General features: G+C 38.0%; 15 protein-coding genes and 2 pseudogenes. 9 read left to right on the plus strand and 8 right to left on the minus strand.

What is annotated here, in order from left to right:
• Nucleotides 1–18 precede the first annotated feature (18 nt).
• The 3 genes from H0S58_RS07025 to H0S58_RS07035 form a co-directional block, all read right to left on the minus strand.
• Nucleotides 19–1269: a serine hydrolase domain-containing protein gene (locus H0S58_RS07025; protein WP_195726124.1), complete on the minus strand. Its 1251-nt coding sequence runs from the start codon at nucleotides 1267–1269 to the stop codon at nucleotides 19–21.
• A gap of 73 nt (nucleotides 1270–1342) precedes the next feature.
• Nucleotides 1343–2197, minus strand: a complete 855-nt coding sequence (locus H0S58_RS07030; RefSeq protein ID WP_053578037.1) for a MaoC family dehydratase — start codon at nucleotides 2195–2197, stop codon at nucleotides 1343–1345.
• Between the two features lie 207 nt (nucleotides 2198–2404).
• Nucleotides 2405–3796: a 3-oxoacyl-ACP reductase gene (locus H0S58_RS07035; protein WP_053578038.1), complete on the minus strand. Its 1392-nt coding sequence runs from the start codon at nucleotides 3794–3796 to the stop codon at nucleotides 2405–2407.
• A 241-nt stretch (nucleotides 3797–4037) separates the two neighbouring features.
• Between H0S58_RS07035 and H0S58_RS07040 the strand changes: the two genes are divergently transcribed.
• Complete coding sequence (locus H0S58_RS07040; RefSeq protein ID WP_195726125.1) at nucleotides 4038–5549, plus strand: acetyl-CoA C-acetyltransferase; 1512 nt, start codon at nucleotides 4038–4040, stop codon at nucleotides 5547–5549.
• A 108-nt stretch (nucleotides 5550–5657) separates the two neighbouring features.
• Here H0S58_RS07040 and H0S58_RS07045 read toward each other — a convergent pair whose 3' ends face one another.
• Nucleotides 5658–6185 (minus strand): hypothetical protein, encoded by a 528-nt coding sequence (locus tag H0S58_RS07045; RefSeq protein ID WP_053578040.1) that lies wholly within the window; start codon nucleotides 6183–6185, stop codon nucleotides 5658–5660.
• A 556-nt stretch (nucleotides 6186–6741) separates the two neighbouring features.
• A pseudogene (locus tag H0S58_RS07050) lies at nucleotides 6742–7116 on the minus strand (OmpW family outer membrane protein); the annotation flags it as partial.
• A gap of 18 nt (nucleotides 7117–7134) precedes the next feature.
• Between H0S58_RS07050 and H0S58_RS13935 the strand changes: the two are divergent.
• On the plus strand, nucleotides 7135–7593 hold the full coding sequence (locus H0S58_RS13935) for a transposase family protein (protein ID WP_265088218.1): 459 nt from the start codon (nucleotides 7135–7137) through the stop codon (nucleotides 7591–7593).
• A complete protein-coding gene (locus H0S58_RS13940; RefSeq protein WP_265088219.1) occupies nucleotides 7541–8011 on the plus strand; it encodes a transposase family protein in 471 nt (156 codons plus the stop codon). Before H0S58_RS13935 ends, H0S58_RS13940 begins: the two co-directional genes overlap by 53 nt.
• A 15-nt stretch (nucleotides 8012–8026) precedes the next feature.
• Here H0S58_RS13940 and H0S58_RS07060 read toward each other — a convergent pair.
• Nucleotides 8027–8764, minus strand: a pseudogene (locus H0S58_RS07060) (OmpW family protein); the annotation flags it as partial.
• 215 nt (nucleotides 8765–8979) lie between these two features.
• Nucleotides 8980–9405 (minus strand): chlorhexidine efflux PACE transporter AceI, encoded by a 426-nt coding sequence (gene aceI / locus H0S58_RS07065; RefSeq protein WP_195726127.1) that lies wholly within the window; start codon nucleotides 9403–9405, stop codon nucleotides 8980–8982.
• A 99-nt stretch (nucleotides 9406–9504) separates the two neighbouring features.
• Between aceI and H0S58_RS07070 the strand changes: the two genes are divergently transcribed.
• From H0S58_RS07070 to H0S58_RS07090, 6 genes are all read left to right on the plus strand, one after another.
• Complete coding sequence (locus H0S58_RS07070) at nucleotides 9505–10395, plus strand: LysR family transcriptional regulator (protein WP_195726128.1); 891 nt, start codon at nucleotides 9505–9507, stop codon at nucleotides 10393–10395.
• 88 nt (nucleotides 10396–10483) lie between these two features.
• Entirely contained in the window at nucleotides 10484–11470 is a 987-nt protein-coding gene (gene tal / locus H0S58_RS07075; RefSeq protein WP_195726129.1) for a transaldolase, read from the plus strand.
• A 78-nt stretch (nucleotides 11471–11548) separates the two neighbouring features.
• Nucleotides 11549–12199 (plus strand): leucine efflux protein LeuE, encoded by a 651-nt coding sequence (gene leuE, locus H0S58_RS07080; RefSeq protein ID WP_195726130.1) that lies wholly within the window; start codon nucleotides 11549–11551, stop codon nucleotides 12197–12199.
• A 33-nt stretch (nucleotides 12200–12232) separates the two neighbouring features.
• Nucleotides 12233–12691 carry a transposase family protein gene (locus H0S58_RS13945; protein WP_265088218.1) on the plus strand — a complete coding sequence of 153 codons (459 nt, stop codon included), beginning with the start codon at nucleotides 12233–12235 and terminating at the stop codon, nucleotides 12689–12691.
• Entirely contained in the window at nucleotides 12639–13109 is a 471-nt protein-coding gene (locus H0S58_RS13950) for a transposase family protein (protein ID WP_265088219.1), read from the plus strand. Before H0S58_RS13945 ends, H0S58_RS13950 begins: the two co-directional genes overlap by 53 nt.
• A 145-nt stretch (nucleotides 13110–13254) precedes the next feature.
• Complete coding sequence (locus tag H0S58_RS07090; protein WP_195726131.1) at nucleotides 13255–14427, plus strand: benzoate/H(+) symporter BenE family transporter; 1173 nt, start codon at nucleotides 13255–13257, stop codon at nucleotides 14425–14427.
• An 86-nt stretch (nucleotides 14428–14513) separates the two neighbouring features.
• Here the strand turns inward: H0S58_RS07090 and H0S58_RS07095 are convergent, their stop codons facing one another.
• Nucleotides 14514–14858: a DMT family transporter gene (locus H0S58_RS07095; RefSeq protein ID WP_195726132.1), complete on the minus strand. Its 345-nt coding sequence runs from the start codon at nucleotides 14856–14858 to the stop codon at nucleotides 14514–14516.
• Nucleotides 14859–14867: the final 9 nt, after the last annotated feature.

Below are 14867 nucleotides of genomic sequence, written 5' to 3' on the forward strand. Positions count from 1 at the left end.
ATATGAAGGAGGTTCTCCCTAAAACCAACCCTTACGCCCGTTTAATGCTGCATCAGCACAACGTAAAGTTTCTTGAGTTAAACCCCAAAGACGATAATCTCCTGCAATAGACGTTGTTGGAAAATTATGCGTATAAGCAAAACTTAATTGACGTTCAGGATCACACCAAGCAGCAGAACCATTAAATCCCATATGCCCAAACCCTTGTGATGATTTCCCCAAGGTTAATATACGGTGATAACCCAGTCGCCAATGCATAGCGAGCGGCATAATACGGTCACGTTTTTTATATTGCACCGTACTGAATGCTTCAAATATTTCAGGTCGAATCAATTGCTGACCATCTTGTTGTCCTTTATTGGCCAACATGGCATAAATTTTTGCCAAACTATGGGCAGTAAAAACCCCATTCGCAGCAGGTATTTTTGCTTGCAAAGCGACATCACTAAAGAAACTAAAGTTTTTCATTCCTTTTGGAATCATCGCATCTTGAAATTCTTTCGGGTCTTGTCCTGACCACTCCATTAGTTTGTGCATTGGTGAAACTTTTTTTTGTTTTGATTTCTTTTGTGATACTGGATGCTGTACTTGATTTAATTTGGGCAATGGCCGAGCAATACGAGCTAATTCAGCTTCTGGTACACCAAAATAAGCACCGTCTAACTGTAACGGCTCTAGCAAATATTGTTGCATTAAATGATCTAAAGACTTTCCAGTTGCTTTTTCCAGTAGACCGCCCAACAACCAGCCGAATGTTAAAGGCTGATATGCTGCATCTGTCGCAACATTAAAACGCGGTTTCGCTTGTGCGATTACATTCAACATATGCGGCCAATCTGTCATCTCAGAGGCATCATCTATAATATTACGAATATCATATAAGCCACTTTGATGGCTCAAAATATGTCTTAATGTGATTCTTTCTTTACCATTTTGGGCAAATTCAGGCCAGTACTGTGCAACAGGAATATCATAATTTAACAAGCCTTGACTCACTAAAATATGCGCCAAAGTTGCAAGCACACCTTTACCTGTGGAATAACACATTGATAATGTATCAGCTTGCCAATTTTCTGTAATAGATTTTTTCCCCGTATAAATACCCACTACTTTTTTGCCTTGAAAATAAACCACCAAAGCGGCACCACCCTGCTCAGCTCGTGCATCTTGCATACGGCTAAATTGTTTGGCTAGGTCTATAAATCGCTCATCTACCTGACCTTGGTAATGATGATTAGTAGCAAAAATATAGTGTTGAATAGCTTTCATCTTGCTCTTTCCATAGCATTTATTTTTATTTTAAATAAAAAGCCTAAATCAAAAAGACTTAGGCTCATTATATTTAAACTGCTTTAACACATCCTGCAACATGTGGCTTTTGATTTTTACTATTTCGAATTAAAAACTCAGTATCTTTCGCCGTTTGCGTGGTTAAAAACTCAACTTTGGACGGTAAATACATCGGTAATTTAAACTGAACATCTGCTTCATAACGATCTGGCAACGTTAGACTGGCCAATGCTCTCGCTTTACTCCACATTCCATGAGCAATGGCTTGTTTAAAACCAAACGCTTTTGCTGTAATCGCATGAATATGAATCAAATTAAAGTCACCCGAAGTCAATGCATAACGACGGCCTGTATTTTCAGAAACATTCCACTCTGCATTGGGTTCATATTTAGGAATCTGAGCATCTGCTGTTTTAGTCACAGCTTGAGTATTCGTTTTTTGACGCGCTAAGTAAGTTGTAGTGCCTTCCATGACCACATCATTTCCGACTTTTGCCGTCGTAATAAAGTCAAACTGAACGCCTTTGTCATGCGGTTGTAAATCACCAAACTTACACGATAAAGACAGTTGTTCATTGACGCCTACTTTACGTGTTTGTTTAATCTGATTGCGAATATGCACCAAGCCTAAAATTGCAAACGGAAATGCTTCTTGAGTCATCATGTGCATTTGCAGACTTTGTGAAAGTACTGCTAAGTAAATAGCAGGAATATAACCGTTATTTTTAAAACCACATACTTCGTTATAGGCTTTTAAATGTTTTTGATCGACCTTAAATGAATCCACCACATATTCAACTTGCGGCAATACTTTTTCACCCTTTGGTTTTTTAAAGATTAAACCTTGAATTACTTTTGGATAGGCTAAATAAGGCTTTGGAAGTTGGCTAAAATGGCGAGTATTCATAATGAACCTTTTATAAAATTCTTTATTATCTATAAATTCTCTCTCCCAATTGGAGATGAGAAAACTATTGTGCACGGAATGAGGATTAAATATAACCCTCATTCTCTTAAATTTTGCTTCAGCTTCATTTATAAAATGAAACTAATTTACCTTTTTATCAACAAGGTAAATTTATCCAGTTTATAACAAAGCTTTAGAATATTTAATTTATGCACCCAATAAGCTTTGACCACAAACACGTACAACATTGCCATTTAAACCTGTAGAAGCAGATGATGCAAACAAGGCAATTGTTTCTGCAACGTCTACAGGTAAACCACCCTGACTCATTGAGTTCATGCGGCGACCAGCTTCACGAATTGCAAATGGAATTGCTGCTGTCATTTGAGTTTCAATGAAACCCGGTGCAACAGCATTAATGGTTACACCATTTTTTAGGATGGGCGCGGTGAATTTAACCAATCCAATCACGCCTGCTTTTGACGCTGCATAATTGGTTTGACCCAAATTACCGGCAATACCTGAAATTGAAGATACGCAAACTATTCGACCATTTTTATTGAAACCTGCATTTTCCAATAAATAATCGTTTACACGTTCAATTGCTGAAAGATTGATATTAATCACCAGATCCCATAGCTCTGGCTTCATATTTGCCAAAGTTTTGTCACGAGTAATTCCCGCGTTATGCACGATAATATCTAAACCACTCTGCGCAGCTGCGGCAGCTTTAATTTTTTCACCCGCATCATTCGCAGTAATATCAATGGCTAAAACTGAACCGCCAATCTCACCAGCAACACGTTCAAGGTCAGCTTGCTGTTGTGGTACGTCTAAACAAATCACATGCGCGCCATCGCGTGCTAAAACATGCGCAATCGCTTCACCAATACCACGGCTTGCACCAGTGACTACTGCTGTTTTACCTGCAAGCGGTTTAGCCCAATCAACATCTGCCACATCCGCTTTTGAAACACGAATAACTTGACCCGAAACATAGGCTGAACGTGGAGACAGTGCAAAACGAACTGTAGATTCTAAATTCGCTTCGGCCCCTTCATCAACATACACCAATTGTGCTGCAATGCCTTTTTTGAACTCTTTGCCTACAGATTTTACAAAACCTTCAAGCGCGCGCTGTGCAATGGCTTGTTTTACAGTTTTCGCAGTTTCAGGCGTAATTCCTACGATAACGACACGACCAGACGTTTGAATCTGACGTGCTATTGGATTAAAAAATTGATACAGCTCATTTAATTGTTCAGAATTTTGAATACCTGATGCATCAAAAATAACTGCTTTAAATTTAGACTCTTTATCGCCCTGATTAAATGCACCTAAGTTCAAACCGGTTTTCGCTGCTGCTTGCTGTAATTCAGCATTATTACCTGTGTAGCTATTTGCATGAATATTGGCCAGCACTTGTGCAATCGAACCAGATAATGTACTTGCAGGTGCAGCACCGAATAAAACAGCACCTTTTACCACTGGTGTAGCAGACTCAAAGCGATCAAGATTAATAGGTGCTGGTAGACCTAAATTTTTGATGACAAATTTACCAATAGGAGATTTTGCAAAGGTTTGGTATTGGTCAGTCATGATTATTATCTCTCTTAAAAATAAATTGTAGATGGATAGAAATATATCTGTTTAACTTCAATGCAATGTTAGATATTTATGCTTTCAATACATCCATCCGTTTCTAAATAATCATACTTGAGTTAAAAAATAGATGTCTTGACCTGAATGCTTACCGTAATGTCATTGTAGTCAATACCGCCACTTTTAGAATGTGGTAATGTACAGCTCAAGAATACTGTAAAATGCTTGGAAAAGCCTTATGAGCAAAACAACTCAAGAAAATCCAGCAGTCGAAAATTCTGCTACGGAAACTGCGTCAAATACATCAAAAAGTACTGCGCGTACAACTAAAAGTTCTGGCACTGTAAAAACATCGGCAAATAGTGTGACCAAAACGACTCGAACTCGTTCAGCGTCACCACGTAAAAGTGCTGCCAACACCAAAAAAACTGAATCTACAACTCAAACTGCTGTTCAACAGGATAAAATCATGAGTCAAAACACTGTTCGCCGCGTTGCTATTATCGGTGGTAATCGTATTCCTTTCGCTCGTTCAAACGGCGCGTATTTCACTGCTTCCAACTCTGATATGTTTACTGCAGCATTGAATGGTTTGGTTGAGCGTTTTAATTTACAGGGTCAACGTTTAGGTGAAGTGGTTGCTGGCGCTGTATTGAAACATAGTCGTGACTTCAATATGACACGTGAATGTGTATTAAACACTGAACTTGCACCAGAAACACCCGCTTACGATATTCAACAAGCATGTGGTACAGGTTTACAAGCTGCATTCTTGGTAGCCAACAAAATTGCACTAGGTCAAATTGAAGTTGGTGTTGCGGGTGGCGTAGATACCACTTCTGATGCACCGATCGCTTTTGGTGATGGCTTACGTAAAGCATTGCTTGAACTTAATATTGCAAAAACAGGTAAAGACCGCTTAAAAGCATTAACTAAAATTAATCTTAAAGACTTGATGGATGCACCAAAAAATGGTGAACCACGTACAGGTCTTTCTATGGGCGACCATCAAGCAATCACTACCCTTGAATGGGGAATCGCTCGCGAAGCACAAGACGAATTAGCAGCATCTTCTCATCAAAAAATGGCTGCTGCTTATGAAGCAGGTTTCTTTGATGATTTAATTACGCCGTTTTTAGGTTTAGAACGTGACAATAATTTACGTGCTGACTCAACTGCAGAAAAGCTGGCTAAACTCAAACCAGCATTTGGTAAAGGCGATGCGCGCACCATGACTGCGGGTAACTCTACTCCATTAACAGATGGTGCTTCTTGTGTACTTTTAGCGTCTGAAGAATGGGCAAAAGCCAATGGGCACGAAATTCTGGCTTATTTAAGCTTTACTGAAACTGCTGCAGTCGATTTCGTCGGTAAAAAAGAAGGTTTATTGATGGCACCTGCTTATGCAGTTCCACGTATGCTTGAGCGTGCTGGCGTTACTTTACAAGATTTCGATTACTATGAAATTCACGAAGCTTTTGCATCACAAGTGCTTTCAACTTTAAAAGCATGGGAAGATCCAAAATTCTGTAAAGAGCGTTTAGGTTTAGATGCGCCACTCGGTTCAATTGACCGCACTAAACTCAACGTAAAAGGTTCTTCACTTGCAGCAGGCCACCCATTTGCTGCAACAGGCGGTCGTATTATCGCGACTGCTGCAAAACTCATTAACCAAAAAGGTTCTGGTCGTGTGCTCATTTCAATTTGTGCTGCTGGCGGTCAAGGTGTAACAGCGATTATTGAAAAGTAAGGTTCTGTAAACCAACTTACGCTTTTAATTAAGCACTTAAAAACCCCGAGAAATTCGATTTCTCGGGGTTTTTTATACAAAAACTTAACTTAAAATAAAACGAAAATTTTATCGAGTCGCACGCTCCCATGCTTCTCTCACTGCAATTTTTGCTTCACTCCAAGTTAAACGGGATAAACCTTTTTCATGGTCCCATTTGGTTTTTAGATCGCTCTCTACATCTTCAAAACGTGTATTCGCATCATAATGCTGACGGTTTTCATAACCTATGCGGTAAGCATTTTGATAATCACGGTCATAGTCTAAATCTGAATAGGTCGTAAGCGTTTCTGCATAATAAGGTGTGGTACGTGCAGTTTCTCTCCAGTAGGCTTCTTCCTCTGTAGGATTCACTGCTTCAGCAGCACCTTTACCTGCTAAGCCACCCACTACTGCTCCTACAGCACCACCAACCAATGCTCCAATTGGCCCACCCATTGCACCAACGGCCGCACCTGCGGCGGCACCGCCTGCTGCGCCCACTCCCGTTCCAACTGGATGCGCGCCTGGCTCTCCAGTAATCGGGTCAGCATTTAAATCATCTCGAGCATCTTTAGGAAGATTTTTTACAGTGTCACGATCAATATTATCATTCATTGAATATTATCCTTCTTTTATGCTTTTGAAATAAGGGTGTATTCTCAAAATTTAATGATGAATATAAAGAATACAAAATGACTATAGGACACATTGAGCAAAAAGTTGTATAGCTGACTGTCAGCTTTCAGTTAAAGAATGTATAGGCTTGTAGCTAATCATGAATCAAACCGTTTTATTACAACATAAACTGAACAAAATTAAAAAATAGAGAAATATTAGGATCGAATTTCAAAAATCAAAAATCAAAAATCAAAAAACTTAAAAGCTATCATTTAAAAGTTTAGATTAAGCAGATTAACTACATTCTATTTTAAATCATATGACCAGCGTTTATTAAATCTAATTCAATCTGCCCATTTAATTTAATGTTATTAAAAGCTGCAAAACTAATTAACCCAAAAGGTTCTGGTCATGTGCTAATTTCAATTGGTACTGCTGACGGTCAAGGTGTAACGGCAATTATTGAAAAAATAAATAACTGCTTTCACTTTTTAATCAAGAAACCCTCGGAAGTTGTACTTCTGAGGGTTTCTTGATTTTTATAACTTATAGACTAAAAACGATAACCGACACCTAAATAAGTAATAATAGGATCAATATCTATTTTAGTCGTAGCATGGATAAGTTCAGCACCAGTCGTTTCATTCACTACATTAATTGTCGCTTCATTACTCAATTTTGCATAAGAAATAGAAGCAACCCCATACCAATTTTCATTCAAATCATATGTAAAACCCGCTGTAATAATCGGTGCAATCGCATCATCTGCATCAACATCTACTCGCATCACTCCAGAAGAAAGCTTGCCATCCAAAGCAGCACCAGCTTTATTATCCAACACATTTTGAATCATATGACCAGCAGCAATGAGATCCGTATTTATCTGTGAGTTTAATTTAATTTCATTGAAATAAGCATACATTAGACCTCTTTCATAAATCAAAAAATGATCTTCTTTTTGGTTGATATTTGCACTCCGGATTTCTTAGCATTCGTGCATAATCTGCGGATGAAATACATCGATTCAAACAAGCTTTCTGATCCTCAGTTCAAGCGATACACTGGCATCTCATGGTCAACCTTCTATTTAATGGTTGAGCAATTGAAGAAACTTGTTCCTACTAAAGGCAGACCGCCCAAGTTAAGCCTGGAAGACCAGATTCTGCTCTGTCTAAGCTATTGGCGGGAATACCGAACCTTATTTCACGTTGCAACGAGTTACGGGGTTTCAGAGCCCACAGCCTCAAGAATTGTCCGTCATGTTGAAGACTGCCTGATTCAGTCCAATCTTTTTAATTTACCCAAAGATTTACCCGAGGGCGAAGGCATAGACTGGAATGTTGTGATCGTGGATGCCACAGAAATCCCAATACAAAGGCCTAAAAAAACAGAAGAAAAGCTATAGCGGCAAGAAAAAGACCCATACCTTCAAAGTACAGGCCATGATTCACTACAAGACTCAGCAAATACTGAGTTTATGTACCAGTCGCGGTGCTGTACATGATTTCGAGCTATTTAAAAGAAACATAAAGCTGATTCCTTCAGAAGCCTTTGTTCTTGCAGATAAAGGCTATCAGGGTATTTATGCTCTGCATCCGAATAGTCTGTTACCTTTAAAAGCCAAAAGACGTTGTAAATTGGATCCTGAACTAAAAATCTATAATCAGGAAATCAATAAAAGAAGAATAGGAATTGAGCATGTATTTGGCAGGCTTAAAACCTTCAAAATCTTTGCTGAGCGTTATCGAAATAGAGGTAAAAGACTCGGTTTGAGATTCAATTTAATTGCTGGAATCTATAACTTGGAGCTGAGTAAAAAATGATTTATGAAAGAGGTCTATTATCCCAGCACCAATATAGGGTCTAAATTTGTTGACACCAGATTTACCAAATTGATACTGCGCTTCAAATGCGGGTGTCCAAGCGCGTACAGTCGCCGCCTTAGACTGGACACCTAAATTAGTAATTGGTATATCCTGTAATAACGGAATCTCTATGCCTGGCAGAAGGTCACCGCCAGTAATAGCAAGGCCACCCAATGGAGCAAATATTTCGCCTTTTCCTTTAATATCGACTTTAGGTGGAATCCCCCCAACCATCTGCAACGAAACATTATCATTAATATAATAGTTAAATGTTAAACCCAATGTATCGACATCTTCTGCTTCCAAGCCTGTACCCTGTGCTTGCCAATGTTCCAAACCTGAAACCGTGGCAGTCCCAGCTAAGTCCTGCTTGATATTACCCGATGCATCAAAAATAAGGTCATATAAACTTGGCTCATTCATTATCATTTCAAAATTATCTTTTAAATTAAATGCAAATTCTCCTTCCCCTAGCGTTGCATTGGGATCAATTGAATTTAAGAAAGCATCTTTACTAATACTCCCCACTGTTGAAGATGTTCCATTTTGAACTGCTGTATTAATATTAAATGGATTGGCTTTTCCTTGCGGCATGACATGTAACCAACCTGCAGAAACAGAAAACCGTTTAAAACTTCCACCTGTAGCTGTAAAGCCTGACTGTGTAACACTCAGTAAAGCTATAGATACAACCAAAACACCTAATTTCATCGCATAACTCCTTGTACGATATATTTTTATTTATTTTATAAAAACACTTATTTGTTTTTATATTTAAACATTATGTAATAAATGGAGTTATTTATACGGTTGAATTGTGATCAATTTTTATCTTTTGTTAAAAAATAATGTATTTAATATCAATACAGGCCTTACTTTATCAGAACAGGCCTTTATGAATAATTAATGGATTTTTTAATTAATTATTAATGATATTTAGGTTTGTAACCCAGCTGCTCTTCGAAGCAGTCATAACCCCATTGGAAGATAAAGGTATAAACCAAAATACACATGGTCAAACTAAAGTCGAGCACAATTGCTTGCCAGATGCTCATCTGCATCGCATAGGCGACCATGGGAATAGTTGCGAGCATCAAACCACCTTCAAAACCAATCGCGTGTAGAAGTCGTACACCAATGGTTCTTTTGAGTTTTCTTTTCGCTTCAAACTTTTCAAAAAAATGGTTAAACACCATATTCCATATGACCGAAGTGACTGCCATAGCAATACCAAGCACGCCTGTGACTTCTAAGGGCATATGAAATATGAAACTTAGCGCTAAAGCAATGATCACCAATAGGATGATTTCATAGCTGAGGGCATGAATAATCCGTCTTTTGGAAATCAACATTTTAAATTACTCTTTCATGATTGGATATTGGCTATTTTATTTTTATAATATTGATTAATCGAGCTAGATTCTTTCAATAAAATTGAAAGATAGAACATTATGAATATTAATCAAGAGCAACTGATCATTTTTAAGACTGTGATAGAAACGGGTTCATTTTCTGCAGCCGCAAGAACATTAGGCAAAGTCCCCTCCGCTGTCAGCATGTCAATTGCCAATTTAGAAATTGATTTAAATTTATCTTTATTTAGTCGCGCTGGGCGTGAACCTATTGCGACTCCCCAAGCGATCACCCTTTACGAAAAAACTGAGCAACTCCTCATTGAAATGAATCAATGGAAACAACATGCTTTTGCGCTAAGTGAAGGTTTGGAATCTGCTTTAAATATTGTCGTGGTCTCAGAAATCTTACATATTCAGTGGACCGATTATATTTCAGTGCTTGAAAAGGAATTTCCAGATCTCCAAATCAATATTTTTTCAGCACCTCAAGAAGATGCGCTCAACATGTTACTCAATCAGACGGCCCAATTGGCAATGATGTTTGAACGTGAGCAGTTGGAAAGCCGTGAACAGTTTGTTGAACTCAAACGTGAAGTTTTAGTTCCTGTTGCTGCGCTACACACTGAATTAGCAACATTTAAACAAGTTCGTTATGAGCAAATTTTGCAGAATCGACAAATCGTGGTTGCCAGTCGAGATCAAAGCCTCAAACCAGAATTGTTATTTTCAAAGAAATACTGGCGTACAGACAACAATCTTTCGGCCTGCGCCATGATTATAGACGGTTTGGGTTGGGGAATTTTACCTTTAGACATGCTGAATCAAAACCCTCATATTCATCAACAACTCAAAATTCTTGATTTTTTGGATTTTAGTCCAAAATTTGAATATTTTATTGATTTGGTCTGGAGTCGTGAAAGTGAATTGGGTGCAGCTGCTCGTTTTTTGATTGATCACATCCGAAATTCAAGAAAAAACCTCAAATAGCGCGTCGTTATACATGCTTTATACTTGGGAAAAAAGCAGATTGTGATATAACAAATGTACGGGAAATAACTTTAAGAACCAGATATCAATGAATCAATCCGCCTTAGATCAATTAAAAAATTTAACCACTATTGTAGCTGATAGCAGTGATCTTTCAGCCATTGAAAAATTTCGTCCTCTAGATGCCACAACCAATCCTTCGCTTATTACTGCAGCAGCAAATCAGCCAGAGAACAAAGAACTGATTGAAACTGCATTTGAGCAAGCCAAGTCAGAAGGTTATCGTGATGATCTTTTAATTGAACGTACTATTGATATTCTTACGGTCAAGTTCGGTGTTGAAATCTTAAACCTAATTGAAGGCCGTGTTTCAACTGAAGTAGATGCTGCGCTGTCTTACGATACTGAAGCTACGATTGCCAAGGCAAAAGAATTACTGGCTTTATATCAAAATTATGGCATCGCGCAAAATCGTATTTTAATTAAAATTGCATCTACTTGGGAGGGCATACAGGCGGCCAAAGTGTTGGAAGCTGAAGGCATTCACACGAATCTGACGCTATTGTTTGGTTTACACCAAGCACAAGCCTGTGCAGAAGCCAATGTCACGCTTATTTCACCATTTGTAGGACGTATTTTAGATTGGTACAAAAAATCGGAAAATGTCGATCATTATTCGATAGATCAAGATCCAGGCGTGTTATCGGTCAAGAAAATTTACCAATTCTATAAACAACACGGCATCAAAACTGAAATTATGGGCGCAAGCTTCCGCAGTGTTGAACAAGTTTTAGGTTTGGCTGGTTGTGATTTATTAACGGTATCTCCAAGTCTGTTGGAAGCGTTGGAAAATGACCATCGCGAAGTCATTTGTCAGTTAAATTCAGATCAGAATCAAATACAGCAACATGAAATTGTGCCCCTAGATAAGCACACATTTAAACAACAAGTTGAACATGATTTAATGTCTGCACAGCTTTTACAATCTGGAATTGATGGATTTATTAAAGCACGTGAACAACTGAATACTCTACTACGCCAATCGTTTGGTTTAGATGCTGAAATAAAAGCTTAGCATTTTATATTGCTGCATTTAAAAAGCCGATTTTGTTATAGTAAACACGTCGGCTTTTTTATTCTTTGAGTGTGCCCAGTGTTTGGTATAACAGATCTTACGACTTATATTATTGGGACTACTTTAATCATTTTATTGCCTGGTCCAAACTCTTTGTACGTGATGTCTATTGCCTCGCGCTTCGGCATTAAAGCCGGATATAAAGGCGCATTCGGTGTATATACGGGTGATCTAATTCTTATTTTACTCACTGCATTTGGAGCTGCTTCACTACTACATGCATTTCCGTGGTTGTTTATTTTACTTAAAATTGTAGGTGCGCTCTACTTAAGCTATTTAGGCATTAAGTTATTAATTGCGGCATATCATACTTGGTCTGCTTCACATTCAAAAAAAGAAAGATTACGTGCTAATGCAACTCTTCAGCAACTCCAACCATTCAAAACAGCCTTCACGATTAGCATATTAAACCCTAAAGCCATCTTATTTTATTTATCGTTTTTCGTGCAATTTATCGATCCACACTATCCATATCCTGCTCTTACTTTTACTGCACTGGCTATTATTCTACAAATCATCAGTATGAGTTACCTCACCCTACTTATTTTTTCAGGAGCGAAACTTTCAGCTTATTTTACTTATCGTTATAAAGTTACTGCTTCTTGTGTAGCAGCAGTCGGTATTTTATTTTGTGGTTTTGGTTTAAAACTGGCAACCTCCACTTTATAAAATATATATTAGACCTCTTTCATAAATCAAAAAATGATCTTCTTTTTGGTTGATATTTGCACTCCGGATTTCTTAGCATTCGTGCATAATCTGCGGATGAAATACATCGATTCAAACAAGCTTTCTGATCCTCAGTTCAAGCGATACACTGGCATCTCATGGTCAACCTTCTATTTAATGGTTGAGCAATTGAAGAAACTTGTTCCTACTAAAGGCAGACCGCCCAAGTTAAGCCTGGAAGACCAGATTCTGCTCTGTCTAAGCTATTGGCGGGAATACCGAACCTTATTTCACGTTGCAACGAGTTACGGGGTTTCAGAGCCCACAGCCTCAAGAATTGTCCGTCATGTTGAAGACTGCCTGATTCAGTCCAATCTTTTTAATTTACCCAAAGATTTACCCGAGGGCGAAGGCATAGACTGGAATGTTGTGATCGTGGATGCCACAGAAATCCCAATACAAAGGCCTAAAAAAACAGAAGAAAAGCTATAGCGGCAAGAAAAAGACCCATACCTTCAAAGTACAGGCCATGATTCACTACAAGACTCAGCAAATACTGAGTTTATGTACCAGTCGCGGTGCTGTACATGATTTCGAGCTATTTAAAAGAAACATAAAGCTGATTCCTTCAGAAGCCTTTGTTCTTGCAGATAAAGGCTATCAGGGTATTTATGCTCTGCATCCGAATAGTCTGTTACCTTTAAAAGCCAAAAGACGTTGTAAATTGGATCCTGAACTAAAAATCTATAATCAGGAAATCAATAAAAGAAGAATAGGAATTGAGCATGTATTTGGCAGGCTTAAAACCTTCAAAATCTTTGCTGAGCGTTATCGAAATAGAGGTAAAAGACTCGGTTTGAGATTCAATTTAATTGCTGGAATCTATAACTTGGAGCTGAGTAAAAAATGATTTATGAAAGAGGTCTATTTTTTATAAGTACTTAAGTATAGTTAAATTCAACATTTTCTTTTAGTAATCTCTTTTCGCTTAAAAAAGAAAGGCGTATGCTTATAACGCTTTTCAATCATTACTCAATATTTTTAGCAAAGGCTTTATGCAAAAATTTCTTCAAGACTTCTCGGTTCCTGCTGTATTTGCCGGTTTTATTACTTTTTTAATTGGCATTAGTGTTTCTGCAGTCTTGGTCATTCAAGCAGCCCAAGTTTTAGGCGCCACTCCAGCACAAATTACATCTTGGTTTTGGGCTTTAGGTTTAGGTATTGGGCTTTCCGGTTTAATTTTATCTTGGAAATTTAAGTATCCCGTTGCAACATCATGGTCTACCGCAGGACTTGCGCTCATTCTAGCCACAGGAAGCGGCTATAATTTGTATGAGGCTGTAGGGGCATTTTTAATTTCAGGTTTACTCACTGCAATTTTAGGTTTTTCAGGTATTTTTCAAAAAGTTTTATCATATATTCCGCAAAGTCTAACCAGTGCCATGTTAGCTGGCGTATTACTCAAGTTTGGAATTGCACTTTTTGCGAGCATGCAAAATGACTGGGGATTTATATTTTCATTGCTCACCGCCTATATTCTATCCAAACGATTATCGCCACGTTATAGTATTGTCATTACAGTCGTTGCAGGTCTGGTCGTGTGTCCAATCTTTATGGAGTTTCATCCGCCTGTTTTAGAATGGCATGTCGCACAACCTGTATGGATCACACCTGAATTTACGTGGTCAGCACTTTTTGGCTTAGCCCTGCCTCTCTTTGTCATTAATATGGCATCACAATATTTGCCTGGAATTGCGATGATCAAGAGTTATGGTTATCAACCGCATGTCAATCAATTGATTGGTTGGACGGGTGCTGTACAAACCCTGCTTGCACCTTTTGGTTGCTATAGCGTTAATATTGCAGCAATTAGTGCTGCTGTAAGTCTTGACAACCAAGTCCATCCTGATCCTAAAAAACGTTATATCGCAGGGATGAGCTGTGGTTTTTTTTATATCGTGATGGGTATTTTTGCCGCGACATTAACCAGTTTATTGATGTCATTTCCAAAAATATTTATTGTTGCCTTGGCGGGAATTGCATTATTCGGCACGATCAGTCATAACATTGCTTTAGCTTTTAATGATATAAATGAACGCGAAGCAGCTTTAATGACTTTTTTATTCAGCGCATCAGGTATACAATTTTTTGGAATTGGTTCAGCTTTTTGGGGATTATTATTTGGATTAATCGTCTCTATGTTTCTCAAATTTAGAATAAAGCGTTAAGGCGCCAACCCATTACAGTGTTCTTATTGTGCTGTATAATTTTTTATCAATAATTATTCAAACAATCGATTTGGCAGCATTTAAATTCAATGACCTACAGATTTGGAAAAAACATTCATCACAATGACACCACCGACAATCATGATAATTCCAATGACGGCGGGAATATCGAGATTTTGACGAAAGATCAAAAAACCAATAAAAGCAGTCAAAACAATACCCACACCACCCCAAATTGCATAAGCAATTCCCAAAGGAACCGTTTTGATAACCTGAGATAAAAGATAAAAAGAAATGATATAGAAAATTACAACCAAAAGACTTGGGCCTAATCGAGTAAAACCTTCAGATTTGACTAAAAAAGTTGAACCAGTCACTTCAGAAATAATAGCCAAAGCAAGTAAACCATAAGCAATGTAAATTGCATTCATATTGAACCA

Source organism: Acinetobacter sp. TTH0-4, assembly GCF_015602665.1.
Classification (GTDB): Bacteria; Pseudomonadota; Gammaproteobacteria; order Pseudomonadales; family Moraxellaceae; genus Acinetobacter; species Acinetobacter albensis.